Annotated in this window: 15 protein-coding genes; 9 read left to right on the top strand and 6 right to left on the bottom strand. The window is 60.1% G+C overall.

Annotation, left to right across the window (positions count from 1 at the left end):
- Positions 1–3 precede the first annotated feature (3 nt).
- From dnaX to sov, 5 genes are all read left to right on the top strand, one after another.
- The gene (gene dnaX / locus ACZ48V_RS02505) at positions 4–2331 is read left to right on the top strand and encodes a DNA polymerase III subunit gamma/tau (protein WP_464541280.1); all 2328 of its coding nucleotides are present in this window, start codon (positions 4–6) and stop codon (positions 2329–2331) included.
- A gap of 13 nt (positions 2332–2344) precedes the next feature.
- On the top strand, positions 2345–2785 hold the full coding sequence (locus ACZ48V_RS02500) for a YbaB/EbfC family nucleoid-associated protein (protein WP_464541278.1): 441 nt from the start codon (positions 2345–2347) through the stop codon (positions 2783–2785).
- Positions 2786–2868: 83 nt separating this feature from the next.
- On the top strand, positions 2869–3621 hold the full coding sequence (locus tag ACZ48V_RS02495) for a recombination mediator RecR (protein WP_464541276.1): 753 nt from the start codon (positions 2869–2871) through the stop codon (positions 3619–3621).
- A gap of 72 nt (positions 3622–3693) precedes the next feature.
- Entirely contained in the window at positions 3694–4893 is a 1200-nt protein-coding gene (locus ACZ48V_RS02490; RefSeq protein WP_464541274.1) for a saccharopine dehydrogenase family protein, read from the top strand.
- A 1071-nt stretch (positions 4894–5964) separates the two neighbouring features.
- Complete coding sequence (gene sov, locus ACZ48V_RS02485) at positions 5965–13443, top strand: T9SS outer membrane translocon Sov/SprA (RefSeq protein ID WP_464541272.1); 7479 nt, start codon at positions 5965–5967, stop codon at positions 13441–13443.
- 98 nt (positions 13444–13541) lie between these two features.
- Here the strand turns inward: sov and ACZ48V_RS02480 are convergent, their stop codons facing one another.
- Positions 13542–13826, bottom strand: coding sequence for a hypothetical protein (locus tag ACZ48V_RS02480; protein WP_353561694.1), 285 nt, complete (start codon positions 13824–13826; stop codon positions 13542–13544).
- Between the two features lie 213 nt (positions 13827–14039).
- Here ACZ48V_RS02480 and ACZ48V_RS02475 point away from each other — a divergent pair, with 213 nt between their 5' ends.
- Positions 14040–14318 carry a DUF4290 domain-containing protein gene (locus ACZ48V_RS02475; RefSeq protein WP_464541271.1) on the top strand — a complete coding sequence of 93 codons (279 nt, stop codon included), beginning with the start codon at positions 14040–14042 and terminating at the stop codon, positions 14316–14318.
- Positions 14319–14396: 78 nt separating this feature from the next.
- On the opposite strand, the gene ACZ48V_RS02470 is transcribed toward ACZ48V_RS02475, so the two are convergent.
- Together ACZ48V_RS02470 and ACZ48V_RS02465 are read right to left on the bottom strand one after the other, a co-directional pair.
- Positions 14397–15092: a TIGR04283 family arsenosugar biosynthesis glycosyltransferase gene (locus ACZ48V_RS02470; protein ID WP_464541269.1), complete on the bottom strand. Its 696-nt coding sequence runs from the start codon at positions 15090–15092 to the stop codon at positions 14397–14399.
- A 208-nt stretch (positions 15093–15300) separates the two neighbouring features.
- Positions 15301–16377, bottom strand: coding sequence for a M42 family metallopeptidase (locus ACZ48V_RS02465; protein WP_464541267.1), 1077 nt, complete (start codon positions 16375–16377; stop codon positions 15301–15303).
- A 433-nt stretch (positions 16378–16810) separates the two neighbouring features.
- On the opposite strand from ACZ48V_RS02465, the gene ACZ48V_RS02460 reads away from it, so the two are divergent.
- A complete protein-coding gene (locus ACZ48V_RS02460; protein WP_464541265.1) occupies positions 16811–17539 on the top strand; it encodes a response regulator transcription factor in 729 nt (242 codons plus the stop codon).
- Positions 17540–17579: 40 nt separating this feature from the next.
- On the opposite strand, the gene ACZ48V_RS02455 is transcribed toward ACZ48V_RS02460, so the two are convergent.
- Entirely contained in the window at positions 17580–18044 is a 465-nt protein-coding gene (locus ACZ48V_RS02455; protein ID WP_464541263.1) for a hypothetical protein, read from the bottom strand.
- A gap of 195 nt (positions 18045–18239) precedes the next feature.
- Complete coding sequence (locus ACZ48V_RS02450; protein ID WP_464541261.1) at positions 18240–19997, bottom strand: SulP family inorganic anion transporter; 1758 nt, start codon at positions 19995–19997, stop codon at positions 18240–18242.
- Positions 19998–20464: 467 nt separating this feature from the next.
- Here ACZ48V_RS02450 and ACZ48V_RS02445 point away from each other — a divergent pair, with 467 nt between their 5' ends.
- Together ACZ48V_RS02445 and ACZ48V_RS02440 are read left to right on the top strand one after the other, a co-directional pair.
- Positions 20465–21127 carry an NUDIX hydrolase gene (locus ACZ48V_RS02445; RefSeq protein WP_464541259.1) on the top strand — a complete coding sequence of 221 codons (663 nt, stop codon included), beginning with the start codon at positions 20465–20467 and terminating at the stop codon, positions 21125–21127.
- 34 nt (positions 21128–21161) lie between these two features.
- Positions 21162–21764, top strand: coding sequence for an OmpA family protein (locus ACZ48V_RS02440; protein ID WP_464541257.1), 603 nt, complete (start codon positions 21162–21164; stop codon positions 21762–21764).
- A gap of 48 nt (positions 21765–21812) precedes the next feature.
- On the opposite strand, the gene ACZ48V_RS02435 is transcribed toward ACZ48V_RS02440, so the two are convergent.
- On the bottom strand, positions 21813–22814 hold the full coding sequence (locus ACZ48V_RS02435) for a potassium channel beta subunit family protein (RefSeq protein WP_464541255.1): 1002 nt from the start codon (positions 22812–22814) through the stop codon (positions 21813–21815).
- Positions 22815–22837 lie beyond the last annotated feature (23 nt).

Genomic DNA, 22837 nt, shown 5'->3' with positions numbered 1-22837 from the left:
GCCATGGCCGACCGCTATCTCGTTACCGCCCGCAAGTACCGCCCGGCGGTGTTCTCCGACCTGGTAGCCCAGGACCACGTGGCCGACACGCTCAAAAATGCCATTCGGCTCGACCGCCTGGCTCACGCGTATCTCTTTAGCGGACCGCGCGGCGTGGGCAAGACCACCGCGGCGCGCATCCTGGCCAAAGCCATCAACTGTGAGACGCCGCTGGAGGAGCGCCCCGACAACGCCGAGCCATGCCGCACCTGCGACTCGTGCCAGTCGTTCGAGGAAGGCCGCAGCCTCAACATCTTCGAGATTGATGCCGCCTCCAACAACAAGGTCGACGATATCCGCGAACTGCGCGAGTCGGTGCGCATCCCGCCGCAGGGCAGCCAGAAGAAGGTGTACATCATCGACGAGGTGCACATGCTTTCGAATGCAGCCTTCAACGCGCTGCTGAAAACGCTTGAGGAGCCGCCGCCGCACGTGCTGTTCATCTTCGCCACCACCGAGCCGCACAAGGTGCTGCCTACCATCCTATCGCGCTGTCAGCGGTTCGACTTTCGGCGCATACCCGTGCCCCGCATCGTAACCCGGCTGCAGCACATCTGCGACAATGAAGGCATCACCGCCGACGAAGAATCGCTCATGCTCATTGCCCGCAAAGGCGATGGCGCCCTACGCGACGCCCTCTCGGCTTTCGACCAGGCCGTTTCGCTCTGTGGCGACACCCTCACCTACAGCGAACTCGCCCAGGCGCTCGGCGTGGTCGACCGCGACCTGTTCTTTCAACTGGTTGACCACGTGGCGAACAGCGACAGCGGCGGGGTGCTGCAGCTGGTGCAGCGCGTGATGAGCACGGGCTACGATCTACAAGAATTCCTGGCCGGACTCACCGAGCACCTCCGCCACCTGCTCGTGGCGCACACGCTGGGCCCCGACGCGCTCTCCGACATCGCCGCCTCCAGCCGCCCACGCTACGTCGAAAGCAGCAGCCGCTTCAGCGAAGCCGACCTGCTGCGCCTCCTCATGATCGTCGGCGAGGCCGAAACCGACGTCAAGCAGAGCAGCCAGCCGCGCCTCAAGCTCGAACTCGCCCTCCTCAACATGGCGCACCTCTCGCGCGCCGGCGACCTGCAAGAGGCCCTCAACCAGCTCAGCACGCTACAGGCCCACGCCGAAAACGGCACCCTGCCCACGGTCTCTGCCGATGCCGCTGCATCACAGCAATCATCACAGAGTGAGTCACAGGGGGATGCGCACGCCGTGCCCCCCTCATCGTCCGATACCAGCCCGGCTTCTCCGTCTGGCTCCGAAGCCCCGGCCTCGCAGGCGAAAGAAAACACCTCCACGCCGTCGAGCACAGGCCCACGCGCGTCGGACACGACCTCTACGGCTCCTCCGGCAGATGCGGACTCCGGTAACACATCCGGATCGTCTGGCACGGCTGGCGCGCCCGCTGCCGAATCGCTCACCGCACGCGCCGCCGACGCCCCATCAGAGCCCGCACTGTCTTCAGCGTCCGAACCGCCCGCTCCCCCGGCGGCGCTCGACGACGAGCCAGCCCCCCCGGCCGACAATGCCAGCAGCGATACCGACAGCGACGCTGATGACGAGTCTGGGTCGACTGTGGCCCCAGAGGACGCCCCAGAAGACGCCTCGGAGGATGCCCCACACGACACGCCAGCCGACGATCCTGCCTCCGAGCCCCGTTCCGCATCCGCCTCCGATGTCGATGCACCGCCATCAAGCGGCTCTGCAGGCCCTGCAGACGAAGCAGAAGACGACACGGGCTACCACGACCTGTTCAATCCGCCTGCCCTCTCCGACGACGACGGCAGCGCGCCTGCATCGGGCGACGGATCACCGGAGAGTGGATCGCCACGCAATGCAGACCCGGCTTCCTCATCCTCCCATTTCTCGGGTGGGGCTCCTACCAGCGTAGCCACGGAGCCGCGCGCCCAGACCGCCCAGCTTGCCGAACTGTCGCGGACCTGGGAAGACTACGTGGAGCGCGTCAAACAAGCACGTCGAAGCGTGGGGAGCCTGCTGGGCGAGGCCACTCCCGCCGCCCTCAACGATGGGACCATGCGCTTGAGCGTACCCAAGCGCCTGCATCGCGACAGCCTCATGGACCACCAGCGCACGCTCCTCTCGCACCTGCCCGACGCGCTGCACGACGAGATTGACCGCATCGAGATCGACGTACGCCGGCCCGACACCGAGACAGCCGCACAGACCGACACCGAAACCATGAGTCCGCGCGAGCAGATGAAGGCGCTACGGGCGAAATATGACGGACTCGATGACCTTTTCAAGATGTTTGGGGCTGAGCCGGTCTGGTAGCCGCCCTGCACTTGTGGATCGACAGCCTGCCTTGTACGTTGCATGGTTGCTGTTGCTTAAGCAGCGGCTTCCTTATTTTTCTTTACTCTCTTTGACGCAAAGCATCAGTATTATGGCTAATGGTGGACCCAACATGGGCGACATGTTCAAAAAGATGATGGACATGCAGCAGAAGATGTCACAGGCTCAGGAAGAGCTCGGCAAAAAGACAGTGACCGCCGAAGCAGGCGGTGGCATGGTCAAGGTAACGGCCAACGGCAACCAGAAAATCACAGCCATCGAAATCGAACCCGATGCTGTTGACCCCGACGACATTGAGCTTCTCGAAGACCTCGTCATTGCAGGTGTCAACAAGGCCCTTGAAGAAGCGTCTGAGATGGCCCAGCAGGAAATGAAAAGCTCGATGGGCGGCATGCTACCTCCTGGCATGGACCTCGGCCAGCTCGGGCTGTAAGCTTGCACTGTTAAGCACTGTAAGCGTCGTTTGTGCTACAGCGCACGCCCTGTGTCTCTTCTCTCTTGTGCCCCGGCTGCCTCATGCAGTTTACATCTGAATCGGTAGAAACGCTGGTAGAACAGTTTGCTACGCTGCCTACCATTGGCCGCAAAACCGCGCAGCGCCTTACCAACCACGTGCTTAAAATGCCGCGTGACGAGGTCGAGGCGCTTGCGCAGGCCCTCATTGACGTGAAAGAGCAGGTGATGCAATGCAGCACCTGCTTCGTGGTTACCGATCAAGACCCGTGCCCCATCTGTGCCTCGCACCGGCGCGACCGCTCTACCATCTGTGTGGTCGAGGAGTCGAGCGACCTGCTTGCCATTGAGCGCACCGGCGACTATAACGGACTCTACCACGTTCTGGGCGGTGTTATCTCTCCGCTCGACGGGGTAGGCCCCGACGACCTTCGCATTCGAGAGCTCGCGCAGCGTATCGACCCGTCGTTTCCGGGGTCGTCTAATGCGTCTGATGAAGACGCTGCTGCTTCCTCTAACGGCACCGCAGCCAGTGCGCCGTCTGATGCCGAACCATCCGGTTCAGAATCTGCCGACACAGCGTCATCCACCGAGACACCCGACACCTCAGATGACGAGACGCCAGTGAACGAAATCATTCTGGCGGTGAATCCTAACGTGGAAGGCGACACTACGGCGTATTACATTGCGCAGCTCCTGGAGCCGTTCGACGTGACGCTGACGCGCATCGCACGCGGGCTTCCTATCGGGGGCGACTTGGAGTATGCCGACGAGGCCACCCTTGCCCGGGCGCTTGAGGGACGGGGGGCGGTGTAACGCGGTGTAAGGGAAACAGCGCGCCTGCATCCCCCTGCCTAATACGTTTTTTACCACTCGACTTTCCGCATCATGACCATTACTGTCGTTGGGGCCGGTGCTATTGGAGCGGCCATCGTTCGCGAACTGTGTCGACACGACGATGTCGACCAGGTGCAGGTCTGTGATACGCGCTCTCGTGCCCTGCAAGATCTACACAGCTCGGTTGAGCACAATGGCATGCTCCGCTCGTTTCAGGTGGATGCCCGCGATCTTGGCGTGCTGTCTCAGATTCTTCGCGAAAGCGACTGCGTGGTGAGCAGCGCTCCTTCCGAGCTTAACCCCGATATGGCCGAGCTCTGCCTCGACCTGGGCGTTAACTTCTGCGACCTGGGCGGTAACGAGGACCTTGTGAGACAGGAGCTGGCCCTCGACGAACGAGCCCGCGAGAAAGCAGTCTGGATTGTGCCTAACTGCGGCCTCGCGCCCGGCCTGGTGAACGTGCTCACGATGCGTGGCATCGAGGAATTCGATGAAGCAACAACCGCTTCGATCCGGGTGGGCGACGTCCCCCTGCATCCCGAGCCGCCTTTCAACTTTCGCATCTCGTGGTCGGCCGAGCGCATCATTGACGACTACACGCGCCCCGCCCAACACATTGTGGATGGCGAGCTCGTTGAGGTGGACGCCCTCACAAACGACGAGACCATCCACTTTGATGGTCCGTTCGATAACATGGAGGCGTTCTGCACGCAAGGGGGCCTCTCTACGCTCACCGATACGCTCTCTGAGCACCTTACGTCGTTCGACCACAAGACCATTCGGTGGCCCGGCCATGTGCATCAGATGCGGTTTATGATTGGGCTCGGGTTTGGGCAAGACCGTAAAATTGGCGTACGCACCCATCTCACATACCGCGACCTGCTCGTGCGCCGCATGCGCGACCGCCTCAGTGGCGACTACGAAGATGCAGTGCTCATGCGGGTTATGGTGCAAGGGATCAAAGATGGCGATCCCAAAACGCTCATCTATGAGATGATAGAGCGCTATGACGAGGAGCATAACCTCACGGCAATGATGCGCTGTACCAGTCTGCCCATCGTGGTCGTTGCCAAGATGATTGCCGGACGCACCATCTCGGGGGGCGGCGCCGATGTGCCTGAAGCGATCGTACCGAAAGACAAGTACTGCGAGGCCCTGAAAACATACGGCCTGGAGATCAAAGAGTCGTGGCACGATGGCCATGTGCGCATCACCGACAAACAGGAGTCAAGCAAAGCACCCGCCCGCTAATCGATCAAGTCGCAGCTCGGCTCCCCAGACCTCTCCGGGAACCCGCACCGCTACGAAAAGCGTCAAGGGAGTACCGCGATAAAACCAGACGACCCGTACCGGTGCCTGAATCACATCCCGGTATTGCATATTCCGTCCTGCATTGCGTTCCTGCATTGCGTTCCGGGTGTATCCATGCATCGTGTTCTCCCTGAAAAGCATGAACCTTTCAGGATGGCATGCTCTCTCATCGCACGTACAAATGACGGTATTCACTTGCGATAAAGCACCGATTCGATTACGTTACATGTACGCAGGGTTTTGCCAGCGTACTTGTGGCGCGCTCACAGTGCGCTCACAGTAGATGCACGCATCCGCTGTGCACCACGCACTGATCCTGCTCGTCCTGTACCAACCTGTTGTATGCCTTGCCCTAACTTCGCACCATTTGTGTGCCCCGCGCTATCAGCCGCTGGAATCCTCTACAGGACATTCCATTCTTTACCGTTTCGAACTAAACCGCGCTCTGTATCGGCACGAACTGCTACTGTGTTTCTGAAACTGCTCGGCAAGCAGCAGTTTACCCGCCCCGTTTAGTCCGCTCTCTCTGCTACCTGGTAAAACGCATCTGCCCTCCCTTGTCTGTCTGCTGTGCCAGTATGCAGCATTCATGCAGGCGCGCAGATGAGTGGTAGCAGACGTGCATCGCTAAACAGGACTTCAACATTGCTTTTGCTGGATCTGGATCTGTGCCGTTGCGCCTCTCTGCGAACCCACGTACATACTCTCTCACCTGGAAGGCGACCTATCGCCTTGCCGGGCTCGTTGCTGCGTCGGTAGCGCTCTTCTGGGGCGACCTTGTGCCCGCATCTTCCACTGCCCCCCCCTCCTCTCCCTGCGATCACTTCCCCTACGGTCAACGAAGCATCTGGCGCGTCGAACTCCCCGGCCGTTCCCGCCTCATCCAGCGCAACGATCTCGCAGCTGTATTCGTCAGGCTGGAATCAGTCGGATGCATACGCAGCACGTTCCCATGCAGCGCCCCGCCCCGCCTCCGCTGTTATTCGCGATACCACCGAGCATGATGCTCCCTTGCTCGATGTAGGTATTTCTACGGGTGCGATCGCTGCAGACACCACCCATACCGATACGACCTACACGCGGGCTAAGCGCTTCCTGGCGCCCCCCTCGCAACGCGGACTGTTCGCACGTCCTCCCGCAGCATCGGGGCGTACCACGCCGAATATCCAGCCACGTATGCCCGCTCCCGAGGCGACGTTCGATACGCTCACCTTCGGCACGCCCAACGAATCCTACCGCCTTACGTCTCCCGACGGACGCAGCTGGCGCGTAGACGCCGACCGCTACCGGGCGCAGCGCTACCGGTCTGACCGCAACGATACCTGGAGCGACCTCTTCAGTGCGCGTCAGCAGCAGGCCGCACGCGCAGACCCACTGCTGGGACTCAGCGTTGTGGTGCCTGGTGGGCGCGGTAGCGCGTTCTCGACGATCTTTGGATCGCCAGAGGTCGACCTGCGTGTCGTTGGAAATGCCGATATCGATGCGGGCTTCAACTACCGAACCAGCGCCGAGCGCGCCGCTACCACCGGCCAGGCGGGCCAGATCGACCCGGACTTCAAGCAGGATCTTCAACTCGGCATTACCGGCACCATCGGCGACAAGCTGCAGATCGATGTCGACTGGGATACGAACAACCCGTTTGAGTACCAGAATCAGATCAGTATCCTCTACACCGGATACGAAGACGAGATCTTGCAGCGCGTTGAGGCAGGAAACGTCTTTCTGGATACGCCTTCATCACTTATTCGCGGCGGCCAGAGCCTGTTTGGGCTTAAGAGCCAACTGCAGTTTGGCAACTTGAACATTACCGCTGTAGCCAGCCAGCAAGACGGACAGAGCAATACGCTTTCGATTGAGGGCGGCGCCGAGCGCACCGAGTTCGACTTGCTCCCCACCGACTACGACGACAGCAAGCACTTCTTCCTGAGCTACTATTTTCGTAACCGCTGGAACGACGCCCTCGACGATCCCACAGCGATTACAACGTTCGACGGGTTCGACCGCATCACCGATGTTGAGGTGTGGCGCCTCGAGACTTCGCCTGACCCCGACGCGCAAGACGTACGGCGCGGCGTGGCCATGGTCGACGTAGGCGAGCCGGTCGACATCCTCACCGAAGCCGACGGCTTTACCACTCCCGTGTTGCCTCGTAGCGCCAACCACCAGTACACCGAGGGCAACCTGGATGCACTCCGCGATGGCGCCACGACCACCCCGTCGGCCATTCTGACGAGCGGACTGCAGCAGCCCCTTAGCGATCAGGATTTCCAGGTAGGCTCGTACCGTCGCCTTCAAGAAGGGCGCGACTACCGGCTGAACGACCGGCTGGGCTACATCTCGCTGCAGCAGCGTCTGCGCTCAAACGAAGCTATCGCCGTGTCTTTCCGATACCGACAAGGCGCCCAGTCGATACAGGTAGGCGATTTTGCAGCCGACGGGGGAGGGGCCAGCGGGGGCATCGACGACGACCGGCTCATCCTGAAAATGCTTCGCCCCTCAAATCCGGTGCAGCCGGGCACACAGACCAATCCGGCAGCATGGTACCTGGAGATGCGCCACCTCTACCCGCTGCGTGGACGCAACTTTACCGCCGACAACTTCGAGCTGGATATTGACTACGAGCCGTCGGGGCGGTCTGCCTCCAGCACGATTAACGAGGTTGCCGGACAAACGCCTCTGCTGCAGGTACTTGGCTTAGACCGGCTCGACCGCGACGGGGCGCCCCGCTCCAATAACGAGTTCGACTTCGTACCAGGCGTCACCATTATTCCCGACGAAGGCCTGCTGGTCTTCCCATACCTTGAGCCCTTCGGGCAGCGCATCGTAGACGTGGCGGAAGCCAGCGGAAGCGGCCCGGCGGTAGGCGAGGAGTTTGCGTTTCGCGATCTCTACCGCGAGAAAAAAGAGACAGCCCGCGACAACAGCGGAAAAAACGTTTTCCGGATTCGGGGCTCGTTCCAGAGCAGCGTGCAGGAGTTCTTTGATCTGGACGCTTTCGCAGGCATTGTTGAGGGCTCGGTCGACGTGCGCTCGGGCGGCACCTCGCTGCAAGAGGGTGTCGACTACGTGGTCGACTACCAGGGCGGAACGGTGAGCATCACCAACCCCACGTATCTTACATCGGGACGCGACATTGAGATCAACTACGAGCAGAACACGCTCGCCCAGATCCAGCAGAAAACGCTGCTGGGCGCTCGGGCCGACTACGCGCTGCGCGACCGGTTTTCACTGGGCGCAACCGTCATGCGGCTCAGCGAGCGCGCCCCGATCGACAAGTTTCGCATCGGCGAGGAGCCAATTCGCAACACTATCTGGGGTGTAGACGGCGCGGTTGACCTGGAGCCCAGCTGGCTTACACGCGGTGTAGATGCGCTTCCCTTCATTCAGACGCGCGCCGACAGCCGCATCTCCCTCTCCGGCGAGTTTGCCCAGCTGCGTCCGGGCCACGCACAGACCAATGCGTTTGAACGGGCCCGCGACGACCTCCGCGACTCCGGCTTCGACTTCGACGACGACGAGCTCGGAGGGATCTCGTTTATCGACGATTTTGAGGGCTTCCGAAATACCTTCTCGCTCCGCTCCCAGCCCGAGGCCTGGATCATCTCGTCGCCGCCGCACTTCCCCGGCGAAACGCCTGACTCCCCGACCATGACCGACGACTCGCTGCGTACCAACTGGCGCGGACTGCTCGGCTGGTATCAGCTCAACACCAGCAACCGCGATCGCGTAGCTGGGCGCTCCTCGGTGCGGGGCAATCCGGCCGCCTCCGACCTGGTAGATACGCGCGACGTCTTTCCCAACCGCGACCTGCGCGGCGAAGCCGATCGTACGCTGCGCACCTTCGACCTTTACTTCAGCCCCTGGGAGCGCGGCCCGTACAACTATACCCGTGCGCTCGACGACTTCGTGCGTGAGCCCGAACGAGCATGGGGCGGCATGACCCGGCGCTTGCCCGAGGGGTTCAACGACTTCTCGTTGCAGAACGTCGAGTTTGTCGAGTTTATATTCAAGCCTTATGCCGAGAACGACTTTGAGGATGCGGGTGATGATGCCCTTCTGTACCTGAACCTCGGCACGATCTCCGAAGACATCATCCCCGACGGTCGCCTGAATGCCGAAGACGGCCTTTCGTGCAATTTCGATGGCAGCTTCAGCTTCAACGAATGGGCCCGCCTGCCCACCGGACAGCAGAACGGTGCGCTTGATGTGCAGAGTAACTGCACGCAAGACCTGGGGCTCGACGGACTCGTGTCGTCGCATACCGGCGGCTATCCGCAGGAGTTGACCGAGCAGTTTCAGTTTCGCGACTTCCTGGATGCACTCGACGAGGTGAACCGGGCCGGGCTCAGCAGCGAGCAGCTGGCGCGCCTCGATGCCGAGATCGCTCGTGCGCAGCGTGACCCTTCGGGCGACGAGTATCACTTCTACACCAATCATCTTTTTTACGAAGACCCTGAGATCTTCCCTCCAAGCCTTTATCCAGACGGGGCGACCATCCAGCAGCGCTTTAGCCGCTACTTTTCAGGCATTGAGCTCAACAGCTTCGAGGGCCAGAGCCGGCTCGCCGAAAACGTATCTGAGGCTCGGGGCCGCTCGCGTAGTCCGGCAACAGAAGACCTTAGCTTCACCGGCAGCGTAAACCTGGAGAACAACTACTACGAGTACGAAATTCCCCTGAGCCGGTCTACACTCGACGAGCAAGCCCGCCCCGAAAACACCAACAACTACGTGGTGGGCGAGGTTGGCGACGGGTGGTACAAGGTGCGCGTGCCGGTGCGCGACTTTACGCGGCGCGTGGGCAATATCGAGGACTTCAGCAACATCGAATCCATGCGCCTCTGGACACGCGGCCACGAGGTGCCGATTACCGTCCGCATGGCGGCGTTTGAGCTGGTCGGCAGCCAGTGGCGCACCTCTGACCGCCTCGCTACCGAAGACTCGCTCATGGCGGGCCCCGGCGAGATGCTCGTTTCAAGCATCAACAACGAGGAGAACCCTACGTATCTGCCGCCCCTGGGCGCAATTATCGGACGCGATCGTAGCAGCCGGGGCGCCCAGCGGCAAGCCCGCGAGCAGTCGATGGTGCTCTCCGTTGATGAGATGATCTCGGAGACGCAGCGGGGTGTTTTCAAAACGTTCACGCAGGGGCTCGATCTGCTCAAGTACTCGAACATCCGCATGTACGCCCACGTGCACGGGGAGAACTCTTCGCAGGTGACGCGAAGTGCCCTCGAAGACAACCTGCGCCTCTTTATCCGCCTGGGCACCAACGAGGTCGGGGATTACTACGAGTACGAACAACCTCTCACTGCGAGTACCGTGCCTGATGGCACCGACACACGCCTCGACCTGTGGCCGCTTGAGAACGAGGTAAACGTCGCCGTTTCGGCCCTGAACCAGCTTAAGGTGGCGCGCGATACCGAAAACGCCCGCCTCGATTCGCTCTTTACAAATGTGGGTGCCGACGGAACGCTTCGCGTACCGACCCCCGACTCGCCCGAGGGCGCCCGCATCGGGATTAAAGGTACCCCCTCGCTCAGCTCGGTAAACAGCGTCGTTATTGGTGTACGCCACGTAGGCGACGACTCCGTTCCGCTTCGGGATGTCACGCTCTGGGTCGACGAGCTGCGGGTGGCCGGGTACGACGAAGAAGGCGGCTGGGCTGCAACGGCACGGGCCGACATCCAACTGGCTGACTTTGGCAACGTGCGCGCCAACTTCAACCGCAGCACCGACGGATTCGGAGCGCTGTCGAGCACGCTCACCGATCGCGACCAGAGCGACTCGGAGTCGTGGACCGTGCGCACCGACTTTAGCCTCGACCGCTTCTTGCCCGCCCGCCACAACTGGCGCATCCCGCTCACCATGGAAATGCGTTCAAACGCTTCTACCCCCCGGTTCGACCCCAACCGGGGCGACGTGCAGATCAGTGAGGTTGAAGCTCAGATCGATGACAACCCCGCACTCACCGACGCGCTTCGCACCCAGGCCCGCGACAGCCTGCGCACTGCCGTACAGACGGTTAGCTTCGACCGGTCGCTCACCTTTGGGCTCTCGAAGAGCAACTCGTCAAGCTGGCTCATGCGCTACACAGTCGACGCCCTTTCTCTGAACATGAGCTACAGCGACCGCGAAGGACGAAGTCCCCGACAGCGCCTCGACAACTCGTGGCAGTGGTCGGGCTCGTTCGACTATAACACGTCGTTCGGACGCCCGCGCACCCTGCAGCCGTTCTGGTTCCTGGAAGGCCTGCCCCTTTTAAGCCGGCTGGGCGGCCTGGAGTGGAACTACGTGCCCGACTCGTTTAGCTTCAACAGCAGCGCCCGCCGCTCTTTCGACCAGCGCCGCAACCGGGCGACCAACATCCGCAACGATGAGCAGGGCCTGCCCGACCGGATCGCCAACCCGTTCCGTGAAAACCAGCGGTTCACGCACAACCGCCAGGGCACCCTGCAGTACGCCCCCTTTTCGTTCCTGACTACCAGCTTTGGCACCACAACCGACCAGAGCCTGAACCAGATCGGCACGCGCTCCGATCTGGCTGTCCTGGTGGTGGATCCGGATCAGACCGCTATTGAGCGAGCCATTGGGGGCAAGACGCTTGAAGAAGCTCTCGCCGATGGCGATATCACAGAGGCCGAGGTCGACGCCAATCGTGTCTTTGAAGAAGAGCGCCTTCGCCCGGTCTCTGAGGGCGAGGTCTTCCGTTCGCTCTTCTTCGGCGATGGCAGCCCGCGCACGACCGACTATTCACAACGCTTCACGGCTACGCTGCGCCCCAGCCTGCTCGAAGGCGACGCCTTCGACTGGATTCGCCTGCAAGACATTTCGTACCGGGCCGACTACCAGTGGTCGAACGCCAATGAAGGCAGCCTGCAAGGCGCCACCGCGTCAAACAATGCCCAGATCAGGAGCGGGGTTACCCTTGAAACCGGCCGTGTATGGGACCGATTCGGCTTTGTGGATCGCCTCCGAGCAGCTGATCGCAACCGCCAGAGCGGCCAGCCTGCGCGCGGAAACGGGCGCTCTGAAGAGGACGCGTCTGAAAACGGGGACGATGAGGATGAAGAGGACAGTGGTCCCTCGTTCTCTGACCTTCCGATTCCGAATCCGGTGAACCTGGCGCGACGGCTTGCCCTTGCATTTATTGACCTGCGCCCCATATCCGTTAATTACACAGCGAGCCGCAACACCACCCTCAACAACCTGGGCTCGATTGGTGACGACGGCACCGTTAACACGTCGCACAGTTTTCTCGATGCCGCGCGTGGCGATGGCGCGCCCCTGAGCTACCGGTTTGGATTCAGCCGCTCTATCGACCCCAATCGCCGCCTTATCAGCGACTCGTTGCAGACCATTACCACCAATGTGCTTGGTAACGAAGATCGCCTCGAAGGGCGCACGGGCATCCCGCTCAGCCGCACGTTGCAGGTTGACCTGAACTGGAACGTACGATGGAACAGCAGCGAATCGATCGACCTGTTTCCTGCGCTTGACGAGCAAGGCCGTCCCACTGAAGGCACCGAACGGCGGCGTACCGAATCGGGAGGTAACACCGTGTCGGCCTGGGCCTTTGGTAGCTACGAAACCCTGGTACAGCGGCAGCTCGATCGCCTCCGGGAAGCGCAGACCGCGGATCCTGGCGAGGTGCGCGTTGCCGACGAGGTGGCGCTTACCAACAGCAGCGTAGGGCGCGACACCCGGCTCGCGTATCTGAGTAGCATCGGCACTATGGGCCAGGGCGGATTCCTACCGATCCCGCTCCCTAACTGGCGCATCTCCTATACAGGATTCGGGGAGTGGCCGCTGATCCGGTCGCTTGTGAACAGCGCTACGCTCGAGCACGCCTATGTGGGGTCGTACAACGCGCAGTTCCGATCGCTCGATGCAGCCGGCGACACCACGGCCGTATCGTTTGCCGGTGCAGCCATCAACTATGAGCGCCCTGATTTCGAGTTTGGACGTACAACCATTGAGCGGCGCTTCGAACCGCTAATCGGTGTGGATGTGCGCTGGTCTTCTACCTTCAGCACCAACGTATCGTGGAACGCCTCTACCGGAATCTTCCTGAGCACGTCGAATCTGAATATTGAGGAGAGCCGCTCCAACGAGATTGCCGTGCGGCTCAACTATAGCACACAGAACTTTCAGCTTCCATTCTTACCACGCCTCGAAAACCGCATCACGCTATCGCTGCGTGCGAGCCGACGCGCCGAAAACGATCAACGTTTCTTGCTCTCGCGCGCCCTCAGCGATGCCGCGTCAGACCCTGACTTCACTATCGAGGATGCTCTGGGCGGAGATAACGTATCGGTTCAGACCGAGGCGGTGCGCACAACCATTCAGCCAGAGCTCTCGTACCGGCTGAGCCAGCGCGTAAACGGAACGCTCTTCGTCTCGTACGAGCGCTTTGAGGGCGACAGCCGCCGTCCGTCGTTCACCAATGTCGACGGCGGGTTTAGCTTCCGGATTAGCCTGTCTGAAAATTGATACCGTGCGTATCTTAACAAGCCTACCTCTCTACCTTGGCCTCTACTTGCAGATGTGTTTAGATGTGTTAGGGCGACACGGCGCTACAGCTGTTGGGGCTACAGCTGTTCCATCTTGTCCTGGGGGATGCGGATGAGATACCGCTGGTCCATGATCTCCTCATGCACGTCGAACGTGCCGGTCCCCCGAAAGTCAACCGCTACATTCGGACCGTTTACGCGCTTCACTTCGCCAATCCCGTAAAACGTGGGATGCGGACCATAATAGACGAGTTGCCCTTTACGGAGCCGTTTGTCGCGCAACGCGCGGCGGTGAAAGGCGGGAACGGTAGGTAGCAATTCGAGCCGGTACGAGCTCGTGTACTCGCCTGACTGCGTACTCATAGCATTGCAGTGTTCTTAGTGGAGTGTTATTTACGTACGGGAGTAGAAAGGGGGAGATTCATTACCCGTTCTCTAATCCCTGAGCGTCTCAGCTTCGTTCAGATGCAACACGTAACGGGATGCATACGTAATCGAATATCTACCCACTACCCCGGCATGCTCGTTTCTCGGGCCTGCTGCACACATGACACGTCTACGACCCTTATTATTTCTATGCGTTATACTGAAAAGATGGTCGACCGTCAGGTTGGTCGCAATGCCGAGCTATTTTCCCAGGCGGTCGCCGAGCTCGATTCGCCCGCTGAGCGCTACCCCTATCTGCGTATCCTGGTAAGCCTTGTGGAGCAAGCCCACCCGGAATGGCGGCAGGCCCCCAACAAAGCCAGCCAGGTCGCCGCGTTGCTCGATCGCATGAGCGAAGGAACACTCGATAGCGACGAGGTGAAAGAAGTCGTGCGTGTGCGCGATGAGGAGCGGGGCTACTACCGGTAGTTTGTGGATAGTTTGCTCTGCCAGTGGCACCAGTAACGCGCTCAGTTGGCGCGAAACATCGCTGCAAAAAGCGGTGGTTTATGCTTCGCGCACCGCGCTATTGTACACGTAGCCACTGGCCAGTGCATGCGGGTCTGCACCGAGCATATACCGTGACCACAGTCTCATATTCTGGATCTGTTGGCGCATCATCCCTTCAGCACGAAACCGGCGGGCGGACGTCACGACCGGCGCATCCATAAACCGGAAACCTGGCTGCTGACAGAGCCGCCGGGCCATATCTAAATCTTCGAAGATCGGGAGCGGTGCGAATCCACCTACAGCCTGAAAGTAGCTTCGGCGAATAAATAGTCCGCGGTCGCCAAACGCAAGCCCCCACCAGTCTATACGAGTCCACCAGGCATAGAAACGGAGCAGGGGCGTGGACTGCCGAAATGCCAGTCGGAACGTGCCCGCCTGTACATCAGGCTCACGAAGGGCCCGGTGCATCGCGCGCCAGGAGGTTATCGGGATCTGCGTATCGGCATGCAGGAACAGCAGAACAGGCGCGGTTGCATGGCGCGCACCTGCATTCATCTGTTGCCCGCGTCCGCGCTCGCTCGTGCACACGGTGGCGTAGGGCGCTGCAACGCGGCGGGTGTTGTCGGTCGAGTGGCCGTCGGCTACGATGCATTCGATCGGACCCGGAAGCCGGCGCAGGGCACGGAGCGTGCCGCCAATCTGCGCAGACTCGTTCAGGGTCGGAATGACAACAGCAATACGCGGAGGGGTCATGCTAATGCCGAGTACCTAATGCCGAGTACCTAATGCAACGTCGAGATTAGACGCGTAGCGGGAACCGTTAGGCTGGCTTTTTCCTGATGTTGTGTGGCACGCCCCGGCGTATGCTACATCGTTTTTCTCTTGCCACGCCTTATCTGGATACCTGGCTGCACACCTGTATATCTACTTTTCTATATGCCGGGATGCAACCCATACAGCCCTATAGTCCGCTGTTGAATGTTGTGTCGTCTTCGAGTGCATTTACAAACGCAACGAGCCAGCTGATGCACTGCTCAATATCTTCGGTATCGACCACCTCGACGGTGGAGTGCATGTAGCGGAGCGGTACCGAAACGAGCGCGCTGGGCACCCCGGCACGTACGCGGAAGATACTGTCGGTATCGGTGCCCGTGCGGCGGCTCGACGGTTCGTGCTGGAGCGGAATATTGTTTTCCTCGGCGGCGTCCATGAGGCGCTGCACAACCTGCGGGTGGTTAGACGTGCCGTGTGTTACCGTAGGCCCTTTGCCCAGCTCGATTTTCCCGTGCTGCGTGGCGCTGATGCCCGGCGAGTCTGTCGCATGGGTCACATCGAACGCGATAGCGGCATCGGGCTGCAGGCGGTGTGTGATCATCTTCGCACCGTGTCCTCCGATCTCCTCTTGCACCGAATTCGTCGCGATGCACGTCCAGGCCGCCGGCTCGTCTTGTGCGGCCAGGCGACGCAGCACCTCGGCCATGATGAAGCCCCCGAGGCGGTTGTCGATAGCACGGGCCGTGATGCGTGTATCGGTAAGATGCTCAGGCGACATGTCCATCACCATCGGATGCCCAACGCGCACGCCCCGCTCGGCGACCTCGTCTGCACTATCGGCGCCGATATCGATAAAGAGCTCGTGCACCTTCGGGATCGACTCGTCACTGCGGTCGCGCAGATGGATGGCGGTGTTTCCCACGACACCGAGCACCTCGCCTGCATCCCCCAGTATGCGGACGCGCTGCCCACGTGCAATGGCACGGTCGGATCCGCCAATCCGATTCACATACAGAATACCGTCATCGGTTACGTGCCGCACCATGTATCCGATCTCGTCAACATGCGCGTCGAGCATAAGGCGCGGCGCATCGCTGCTGCGTCCGTGTACCGTAGCCCACGCCGTACCGTAGGCGTCAGAGTCAACATCGTCTGAGAATCCGTCTACGTACTGTGTCCAGACGCGCTGTCCGGCGGTTTCGAATCCGGTTGGGCTGGGGGTTTCGAGCAGGTCGAACAGGAAATCGTGGGAAGAGGCGTTCATAGAGGAGGCTCTGTATTTAATCCGTATTCAGGAGGATAACCGCAGTTGGTGATGTCTATCACGCGAGAGCAAAGGTTATGATGCGCCGCCCTTGATGGCTGCAGCGCAACAAGTTCGTAACGGGTCGTTATGAGAGGAAGAAAACGCGCCGGTTCTTTTGGAAGCGGGATCTGTGTTTGTATATTGGAATGCTACGTAGTGAGTAGACGCTAAGTGATAAAGCTATTAGACACTGTAGGTTTGTCTTGTTCGCCCCTCTCCCTTCGGGTTTCTCCTCCTTGTCCAAGGGGGAGATGTCGGTAGACAGAGGGGGGTAAGGCGACCCCGATGGTGTCACTATATGACAATCACTTACCATTGAACCGCTACCGAATGCTATACTTGCTCAAAACGAGCCTTTACACTACGCCCCTCTCGCTGATCACCTGCTGTTATGGCTAAAACGACCGAACGCACCTACAACATGCTCATTGTCGAGGATGACGACGACATCCTCATGGGCCTGCGTGACTATTTTGACATGCAGGAGTTTACCGTAGAAACGGCATCGACCGGCCAGGAAGCGCTGGAGCAGATGCGTGCCATGGGAGATGCGTGCGATGTCGTTCTGCTCGACGTTATGCTGCCCGAGAAAGATGGGTTTCAGGTTCTGGAAGCCTCGCAGGAGATGGGCTTGAAAGCACCCGTGATCATGATCACGGCTCGCGGTGAGCAAGAGTCCAAGTTGAAGGGCTTCGGGCTCGGCGCCGACGACTACGTGACGAAGCCGTTCAACGTCGAGGAATTGGCGGCTCGCGTCAAAGCCGTCATGCAGCGTACCATGCCGCCCTCGGAGGCCCCGATGGATGTCTACGAGATTGGGGATGTGGAGGTCAATTTCACAACGCACGAGGCGTATCGCGGCGAGGAAGAAATTAACTTCACTGCGCTGGAGTTCGATATCTTGCGCTACCTGATCCAGCATAAGGGCCGCACGGTAACACGGAAGCAGCTGCTGCGTGACGTCTGGAATATCGACGAGGATATCATCACGCGCACGATCGACCGTCACATGGCCTCGGTACGCAAGAAGATCGAGCCCGACCCGTCTTCGCCCAAGTACATTGAAACGGTGTACGGTATCGGCTACCGGTTCGACGACCCCGACGAAGACGACGAGTAGCTCAAACGGCAGGGCGCTCTGTAAGTGCTCCATGACTGTCTCACAGAGGCGACCGGTACCGGCTGGCCGTGAGATCGCGCAGGTCGCTGTGTGTGATGACGCGCCAGTACGGAGCGCTCAGCCGTCCGGTGCTGGTGCGCCGAAACGTCACGCGAATGAGCACATCCCGCGACGACGTGGCATCGTGTACGTATGAAAATGCCCCCCAGTGCACGACCCAGAACACACGAGCCGGGTCCATTCCAAACTCACGGCTCACCTGTTCGGCGACGTATCCAATGTCGTCGAGCGTGGAAGGCCCGTTGTTCTCTGCGAGCTCGCGCAGCACGACCGTATGGTCCCGGTTCTCGTCGCCCGGCGGACCGGGGTAGAGCTGCAGGTGGGCCTGGCTTACCTGGGTATAGCCCCGCCACGAAAACAGGGTATCGGCGATGGGCTGACTTGCGACGGGGGCCACCGCACCGCTGAAAAGCAGTGCGAGCAGGAAGAGAACGACGGCGCGCATGATACTCGGCTACGATTGCATCTCACAGACAGGGAGCACATGGGCAGGCAGAAAAGCCTGCTATGCTGTAGACCCACCGGGCACCGCCAGCGTAACGTCTCTTCGCATTATGAATTGTGTCATGCATTGTGTCATAAGCGTATGGCCGTCTGCACCAGCACCGGCTCATCTTCTGCCCGGTCTATGCCGCGCCATCTACGAAGCCATCGGTGTAGAGTCTCGATGGCGCGGTTCAGTGCTTGCTCGGTAATCCTGCAGCCGATTGCTGTCTTCGTCGTCCTCGTCCCATTTGCGAAGGATAGACACCACAGCGTCGTGTGGATCCATGTGGAAATGCGTCCCGCCCATCAGCATGTAGAGTCCCGAGCGCCGCACAACCTCGCGCACCGGCCCGATGAGTCCCGTAAAGTGAAGCTCAACATCAGACTCTTCCAGCGATTCCACCACGGCATTCAGAGCCTCAACGGCTGTGGTGTCCAGGTCGTTGATGCTGGTTCCGTCGATAACAACAATGCGAATGTCGCGTCCCTCGCGCTCACTCTTTTCGAGAATGTAGTCCTTGAAGAACTCCGCGTTAGCAAATGAGAAGGCCGCATCGACACGCAGCACCAGGATGTTATCGAGCGGCTCAGCCTGCTCGAAGCGCTCGATGTCGCGGAAGAGGCGGGTCCCCGGCACATGCCCCAATTCGGCTACGTTGGGTCGGCTGATGCGGTAGAGCACAGCCAGGAGCGTGGCTCCGATGCCGAACACAATGCCTTCCTGAATGCCTATGAACAGAGTGGCTGCAGCCGTGACGATGGCAATGAAAAAGTCGCGACGGCGCGTTTCAAAGAGGGCCTGCAGCTCTTTTCCATCGACCAGCGAAAGGGCAGCCATCATAATGAGCCCCGCCAGCGCAGGAAGCGGTAGGTAGTAGAACAGCGGCGTCAGAACAAGCAGCGTGAGCCCAATAATCACCGCTGCGAACAGGTTGTGCAGGGGCGTGCGCGCACCCAGGCGCTCGTTCAACGCTGAACGCGAGATGCTGCCTGATACGGGAATGCTGCGAAAGAAGCTACCGACGAGGTTGGCGGTGCCTACCGCCATAAGCTCGCGGTTCGCATCGATTGTGTACTTGTTGCGCGTCGCAAACAGGCGGCAGAGCGAAATGTCTTTCATAAACTGGACCAGCGCCAGCGTAACCGCCGCTGGAAGCAACGACTGCAGGTCGCCGAACGTCACATCAGGGATTGCAAGGCCGGGAAGTCCGCCGGGGATGCTCCCCACCACGGTTACACCTTGCCCCTCCCAGTCGAAGATCCAGCTGCCCAGGATGGTAACGATCATAAGCACCAGCGCCTGCGGAATGCGGGGCACAAAGCGCCGCAGGCTCCACAACAACGCGATGCTGCCCACCCCAATAGCCACCGTAAGTCCATGCATGGCATCAAGCTGGGTGGCTGCAGATGCGAGCAGCTCATGGACGTATTGCGACTGAGGCAGATCTATCCCCAGCAGGTTCTCCAGCTGACTGGCAGCGATGATAATAGCCGCTGCGGTGGTGAATCCGTCAATCACCGGGCGCGAGAGGAGGTTGGCGACAAACCCGAGCTTGGCCAGCCCCATCGCGATCTGCGTGATGCCCACCATCGCAGCCATTGCAATCGCAAGCGCAATGTACCGGTCAGTTCCGGCTTCGGCCATCGCTCCCACCGCTGCAGCCACAATCAGCATGTCGATAGCCACCGGTCCAATAACCAGATGACGCGACGTGGCCAGCCATGGGTACAGCAGCAGAGGGATGAGTCCCGCATAGAGCCCGTAGATAGGCGGTACGCCGGCAATGACTGCGTAGGCCATCCCTTGCGGTATGAGCATCATGCCCGTGGCCAGCCCGGCTGCGCCATCAAGGCGGAGCTCTTCTTTGCCGTACCGGGTAATCCAACGTCCTGCAGAGAGCTTATCGCGCATACGGCACTGAGGCCTTCGTTAACACTGAAAACATTCGGACGAGTCGGCGGGAGGCCCAATACAAAGCAGGATTACAGAGTAATTTTGCAGGATGTATCTTTGGGGCGTATCTTCGGGATACATCTTTCAGTGAGTATCTTTCAAGGAGGACCTGAGCACAGTTGAGGCATCAACCAGAAACATACCAGGGAAAATACGCCGTGTATCAGCATACGCACAAACATATGACCTATGCTTCGTATCAGATTGCAACGTAGAACGGATGTCTTTAGCATGCAAGGATATCATGCGTCTGTGCGGTGCGCCCTGGCTATATGCACGCCTCTTAATGAAACGTTACGTTTAAATAGAGCTTGTACTGTTAGCTGTACTGCGAAATCTATCAGCGCCTACTCCTACGCATCCCCAGGACTGCCCTATCTCTACCCAAGGATGGGCCTCGTTTCTCTGCGTTATCTTTTTTTGTTATGCTCGCTTACCATACTGTTGACTACGCCTCGTACAATCCCGAGCAGTGGGCTACTGAGGGGTTGCGCGATTCACGTGGGACCATGCTTCGCTGGCACCTTACACTCCCCGACACCAACGCTCCGGTTGTTGTTGTGGACACGAGCGTTTTGCCTTCGGAAGCGCAGGCGCGCGGTCAGGTTGCAGCGCTGCCGCCGGAGGCGCTCTGCAACGTAACTCCGTATCGCCAGCCCACGGCCATGCGCGCGGCGGGTGGATACGTGGTCCCGGCGTCTCCTCGTGTTCGCGTGCCCGTGGTTTTGGCTATTCACCGGCGCGGCGTATGGGATCTCCCTAAAGGCAAGCAAGATCCAGGCGAGTCGCTGAAGGCCTGTGCTGAGCGCGAGGTGCGCGAGGAGGTTGGCATTGAAACGGTGTATACACAGGCTCCGCTGGGGATAACGAGCCATGGCTATGAAACTTATAAGCGGTACGTTGTAAAAACCACCCATTGGTTTTTAATGAAGACGCCCGCTACAACGTTTGCTCCACAGGCCGATGAGCAGATTACACGGGTTGTCTGGGCTCGCTGGCCGGTACTCCTTCGGCATATTGGATACGAATCGCTCCGCACGCACATGAAAGCGATTGCTGCCCGTGTAGATCATCTGCATGCACGATAGCTCTCGCCTCCTCTCTCATACCCTGCCTGATACTATGTCTACCGCGATGCGCGACTCCTCCCTTTCTCTTCTGCGCTCTCTGACTTCCCCGCTGTGGACAGCTGCTTTCGTCGTGGGCGTTGTCATGCTTAGTGGATGCAGCCCCGATGCCGACGTGGAAGCCCTCGAAGAACGTATTCAGGCGTTAGAGGACCAGAACGTCGTCTTGGAAGAACGCCTGTCGGAAGCCCGCGACTCGCTGAATCGCCTGCAGCAGAGCGAGCCGTCTGCCATGACCCAGCTCGGTGACCCGGTTCGCTTCCCGTCGGGCAGCGCCTGGATTCCCGACGAAGGCCGCCGCACGCTCGATAGCCTGGCAACCATCTTGCAGAGCCAGTATGACAGCCGCGACTTTCGTATCAAGGGCTTTACCGATAGCATGCCCATCGGGGCGTCGCTCCGCAATACTTACCCCAGCAACTGGTACCTCTCCGCGCAGCGCGCCGCTGCCGTGGCTCACTATCTCGATGACGAGCATGGCGTACGCTCACGCACTCTGGAAGTCGGCGCGTTTGGACCGCAGAACCCGGTTGCTACCAATGAAACAGTGGAGGGCCGCCGCATGAACCGGCGTGTCGAAATTCAAGTGGCGGAATGACCATGACCCCGCACGCTTCAGACAAGCTTCTCGTCCTATCTATCAGCCCTATGCATTACGCCAGTTAGTAGGGGCAGTGGGCGCGTTGTCGAGTATGTCTTCAATCCGTGCCATGTGCCCGGGACTGAGGCGCTCAGCCACCTCCAGCGCTTCCATGTTTTCGTGGACCTGCTCGGGCCGCGAGGCGCCCGTAATCACGGTGCTTACGTGCTCGTTCTTCAGGCACCACGCCAGCGCGAGCTGCGCCATGGTGCAGTCCAGTTCGCTCTCAGCGATCGGCGTAAGTTGCCGCACCGCCTCCAACTGGCGCTGCCCCCCCTCGCTCTCCAGACGCTTGCGGAGTCCCGCGTACTTGTCGAGGTCGAGGCGGCTGCCTTCGGGGATGCCGTCATTGTACTTGCCGGTGAGGATGCCGCTGGCGAGCGGACTCCACGTGGTGAGCCCGAGATCAAAGTCGCGGTAGAGCGGCTGGTAGTCGTGCTCCACCTTCTGGCGATGCGTCATGTTGTACTGCGGCTGCTCCATGACGGGAGCAATAAGGTGCTCGCGCCGTGCCACCTCGTACGCCTGCCGAATCTGCTCGGCGGTCCACTCGCTGGTGCCCCAGTAAAACGCCCAGCCGCGGTCGATCACGTGGTTCATGGCGCGCACCGTCTCCTCAATCGGCGTTTCGGGGTCGGGGCGATGGCAGAAGATCAGATCCACATAGTCCATCTGCAAGCGTTGGAGAGAAGCCTGCGTGCCCTCTACGATATGCTTGCGCGAGAGGCCGCGGTCGTTGGGCCCGGAGCCGCCCCAGAAGATTTTCGTGGAGACAACCAGATCCGAGCGCGTCCACCCCTCCGAGCGAATAATGTTACCCATCATGACCTCGGCCTGCCCGCCGGCGTAGGCTTCCGCGTTGTCGAAGAAGTTGACGCCCGCGTCGTAGGCAGCTTTCATGCAGGCACGAGCGCGATCTTCGTCGATCTGCTCGCCGAAGGTGACCCACGATCCAAATGAGAGCGCCGATACCTTGAGTCCCGAGCGTCCAAGATGGCGATATTCCATAGAGGGTGCGATGTTTTGTCAAG

Source organism: Longimonas haloalkaliphila, assembly GCF_055379825.1.
Note: the sequence above shows the minus strand (reverse complement) of the source record. Positions and strands in the feature narration are given on the sequence as shown.

What these genes read in the sequence shown, in the direction of transcription:
- ACZ48V_RS02455 (WP_464541263.1), bottom strand. Translation starts at nt 18,044, where the DNA reads ATGCGCGCCGTCGTTCTCTTCCTGCTCGCACTGCTTTTCAGCGGTGCG.
- ACZ48V_RS02495 (WP_464541276.1), top strand. Translation starts at nt 2,869, where the DNA reads ATGCAGTTTACATCTGAATCGGTAGAAACGCTGGTAGAACAGTTTGCT.
- ACZ48V_RS02475 (WP_464541271.1), top strand. Translation starts at nt 14,040, where the DNA reads ATGCGTTATACTGAAAAGATGGTCGACCGTCAGGTTGGTCGCAATGCC.
- ACZ48V_RS02460 (WP_464541265.1), top strand. Translation starts at nt 16,811, where the DNA reads ATGGCTAAAACGACCGAACGCACCTACAACATGCTCATTGTCGAGGAT.
- ACZ48V_RS02450 (WP_464541261.1), bottom strand. Translation starts at nt 19,997, where the DNA reads ATGCGCGATAAGCTCTCTGCAGGACGTTGGATTACCCGGTACGGCAAA.
- ACZ48V_RS02440 (WP_464541257.1), top strand. Translation starts at nt 21,162, where the DNA reads ATGTCTACCGCGATGCGCGACTCCTCCCTTTCTCTTCTGCGCTCTCTG.
- ACZ48V_RS02445 (WP_464541259.1), top strand. Translation starts at nt 20,465, where the DNA reads ATGCTCGCTTACCATACTGTTGACTACGCCTCGTACAATCCCGAGCAG.
- ACZ48V_RS02490 (WP_464541274.1), top strand. Translation starts at nt 3,694, where the DNA reads ATGACCATTACTGTCGTTGGGGCCGGTGCTATTGGAGCGGCCATCGTT.
- ACZ48V_RS02480 (WP_353561694.1), bottom strand. Translation starts at nt 13,826, where the DNA reads ATGAGTACGCAGTCAGGCGAGTACACGAGCTCGTACCGGCTCGAATTG.
- ACZ48V_RS02470 (WP_464541269.1), bottom strand. Translation starts at nt 15,092, where the DNA reads ATGACCCCTCCGCGTATTGCTGTTGTCATTCCGACCCTGAACGAGTCT.
- dnaX (WP_464541280.1), top strand. Translation starts at nt 4, where the DNA reads ATGGCCGACCGCTATCTCGTTACCGCCCGCAAGTACCGCCCGGCGGTG.
- ACZ48V_RS02465 (WP_464541267.1), bottom strand. Translation starts at nt 16,377, where the DNA reads ATGAACGCCTCTTCCCACGATTTCCTGTTCGACCTGCTCGAAACCCCC.
- ACZ48V_RS02435 (WP_464541255.1), bottom strand. Translation starts at nt 22,814, where the DNA reads ATGGAATATCGCCATCTTGGACGCTCGGGACTCAAGGTATCGGCGCTC.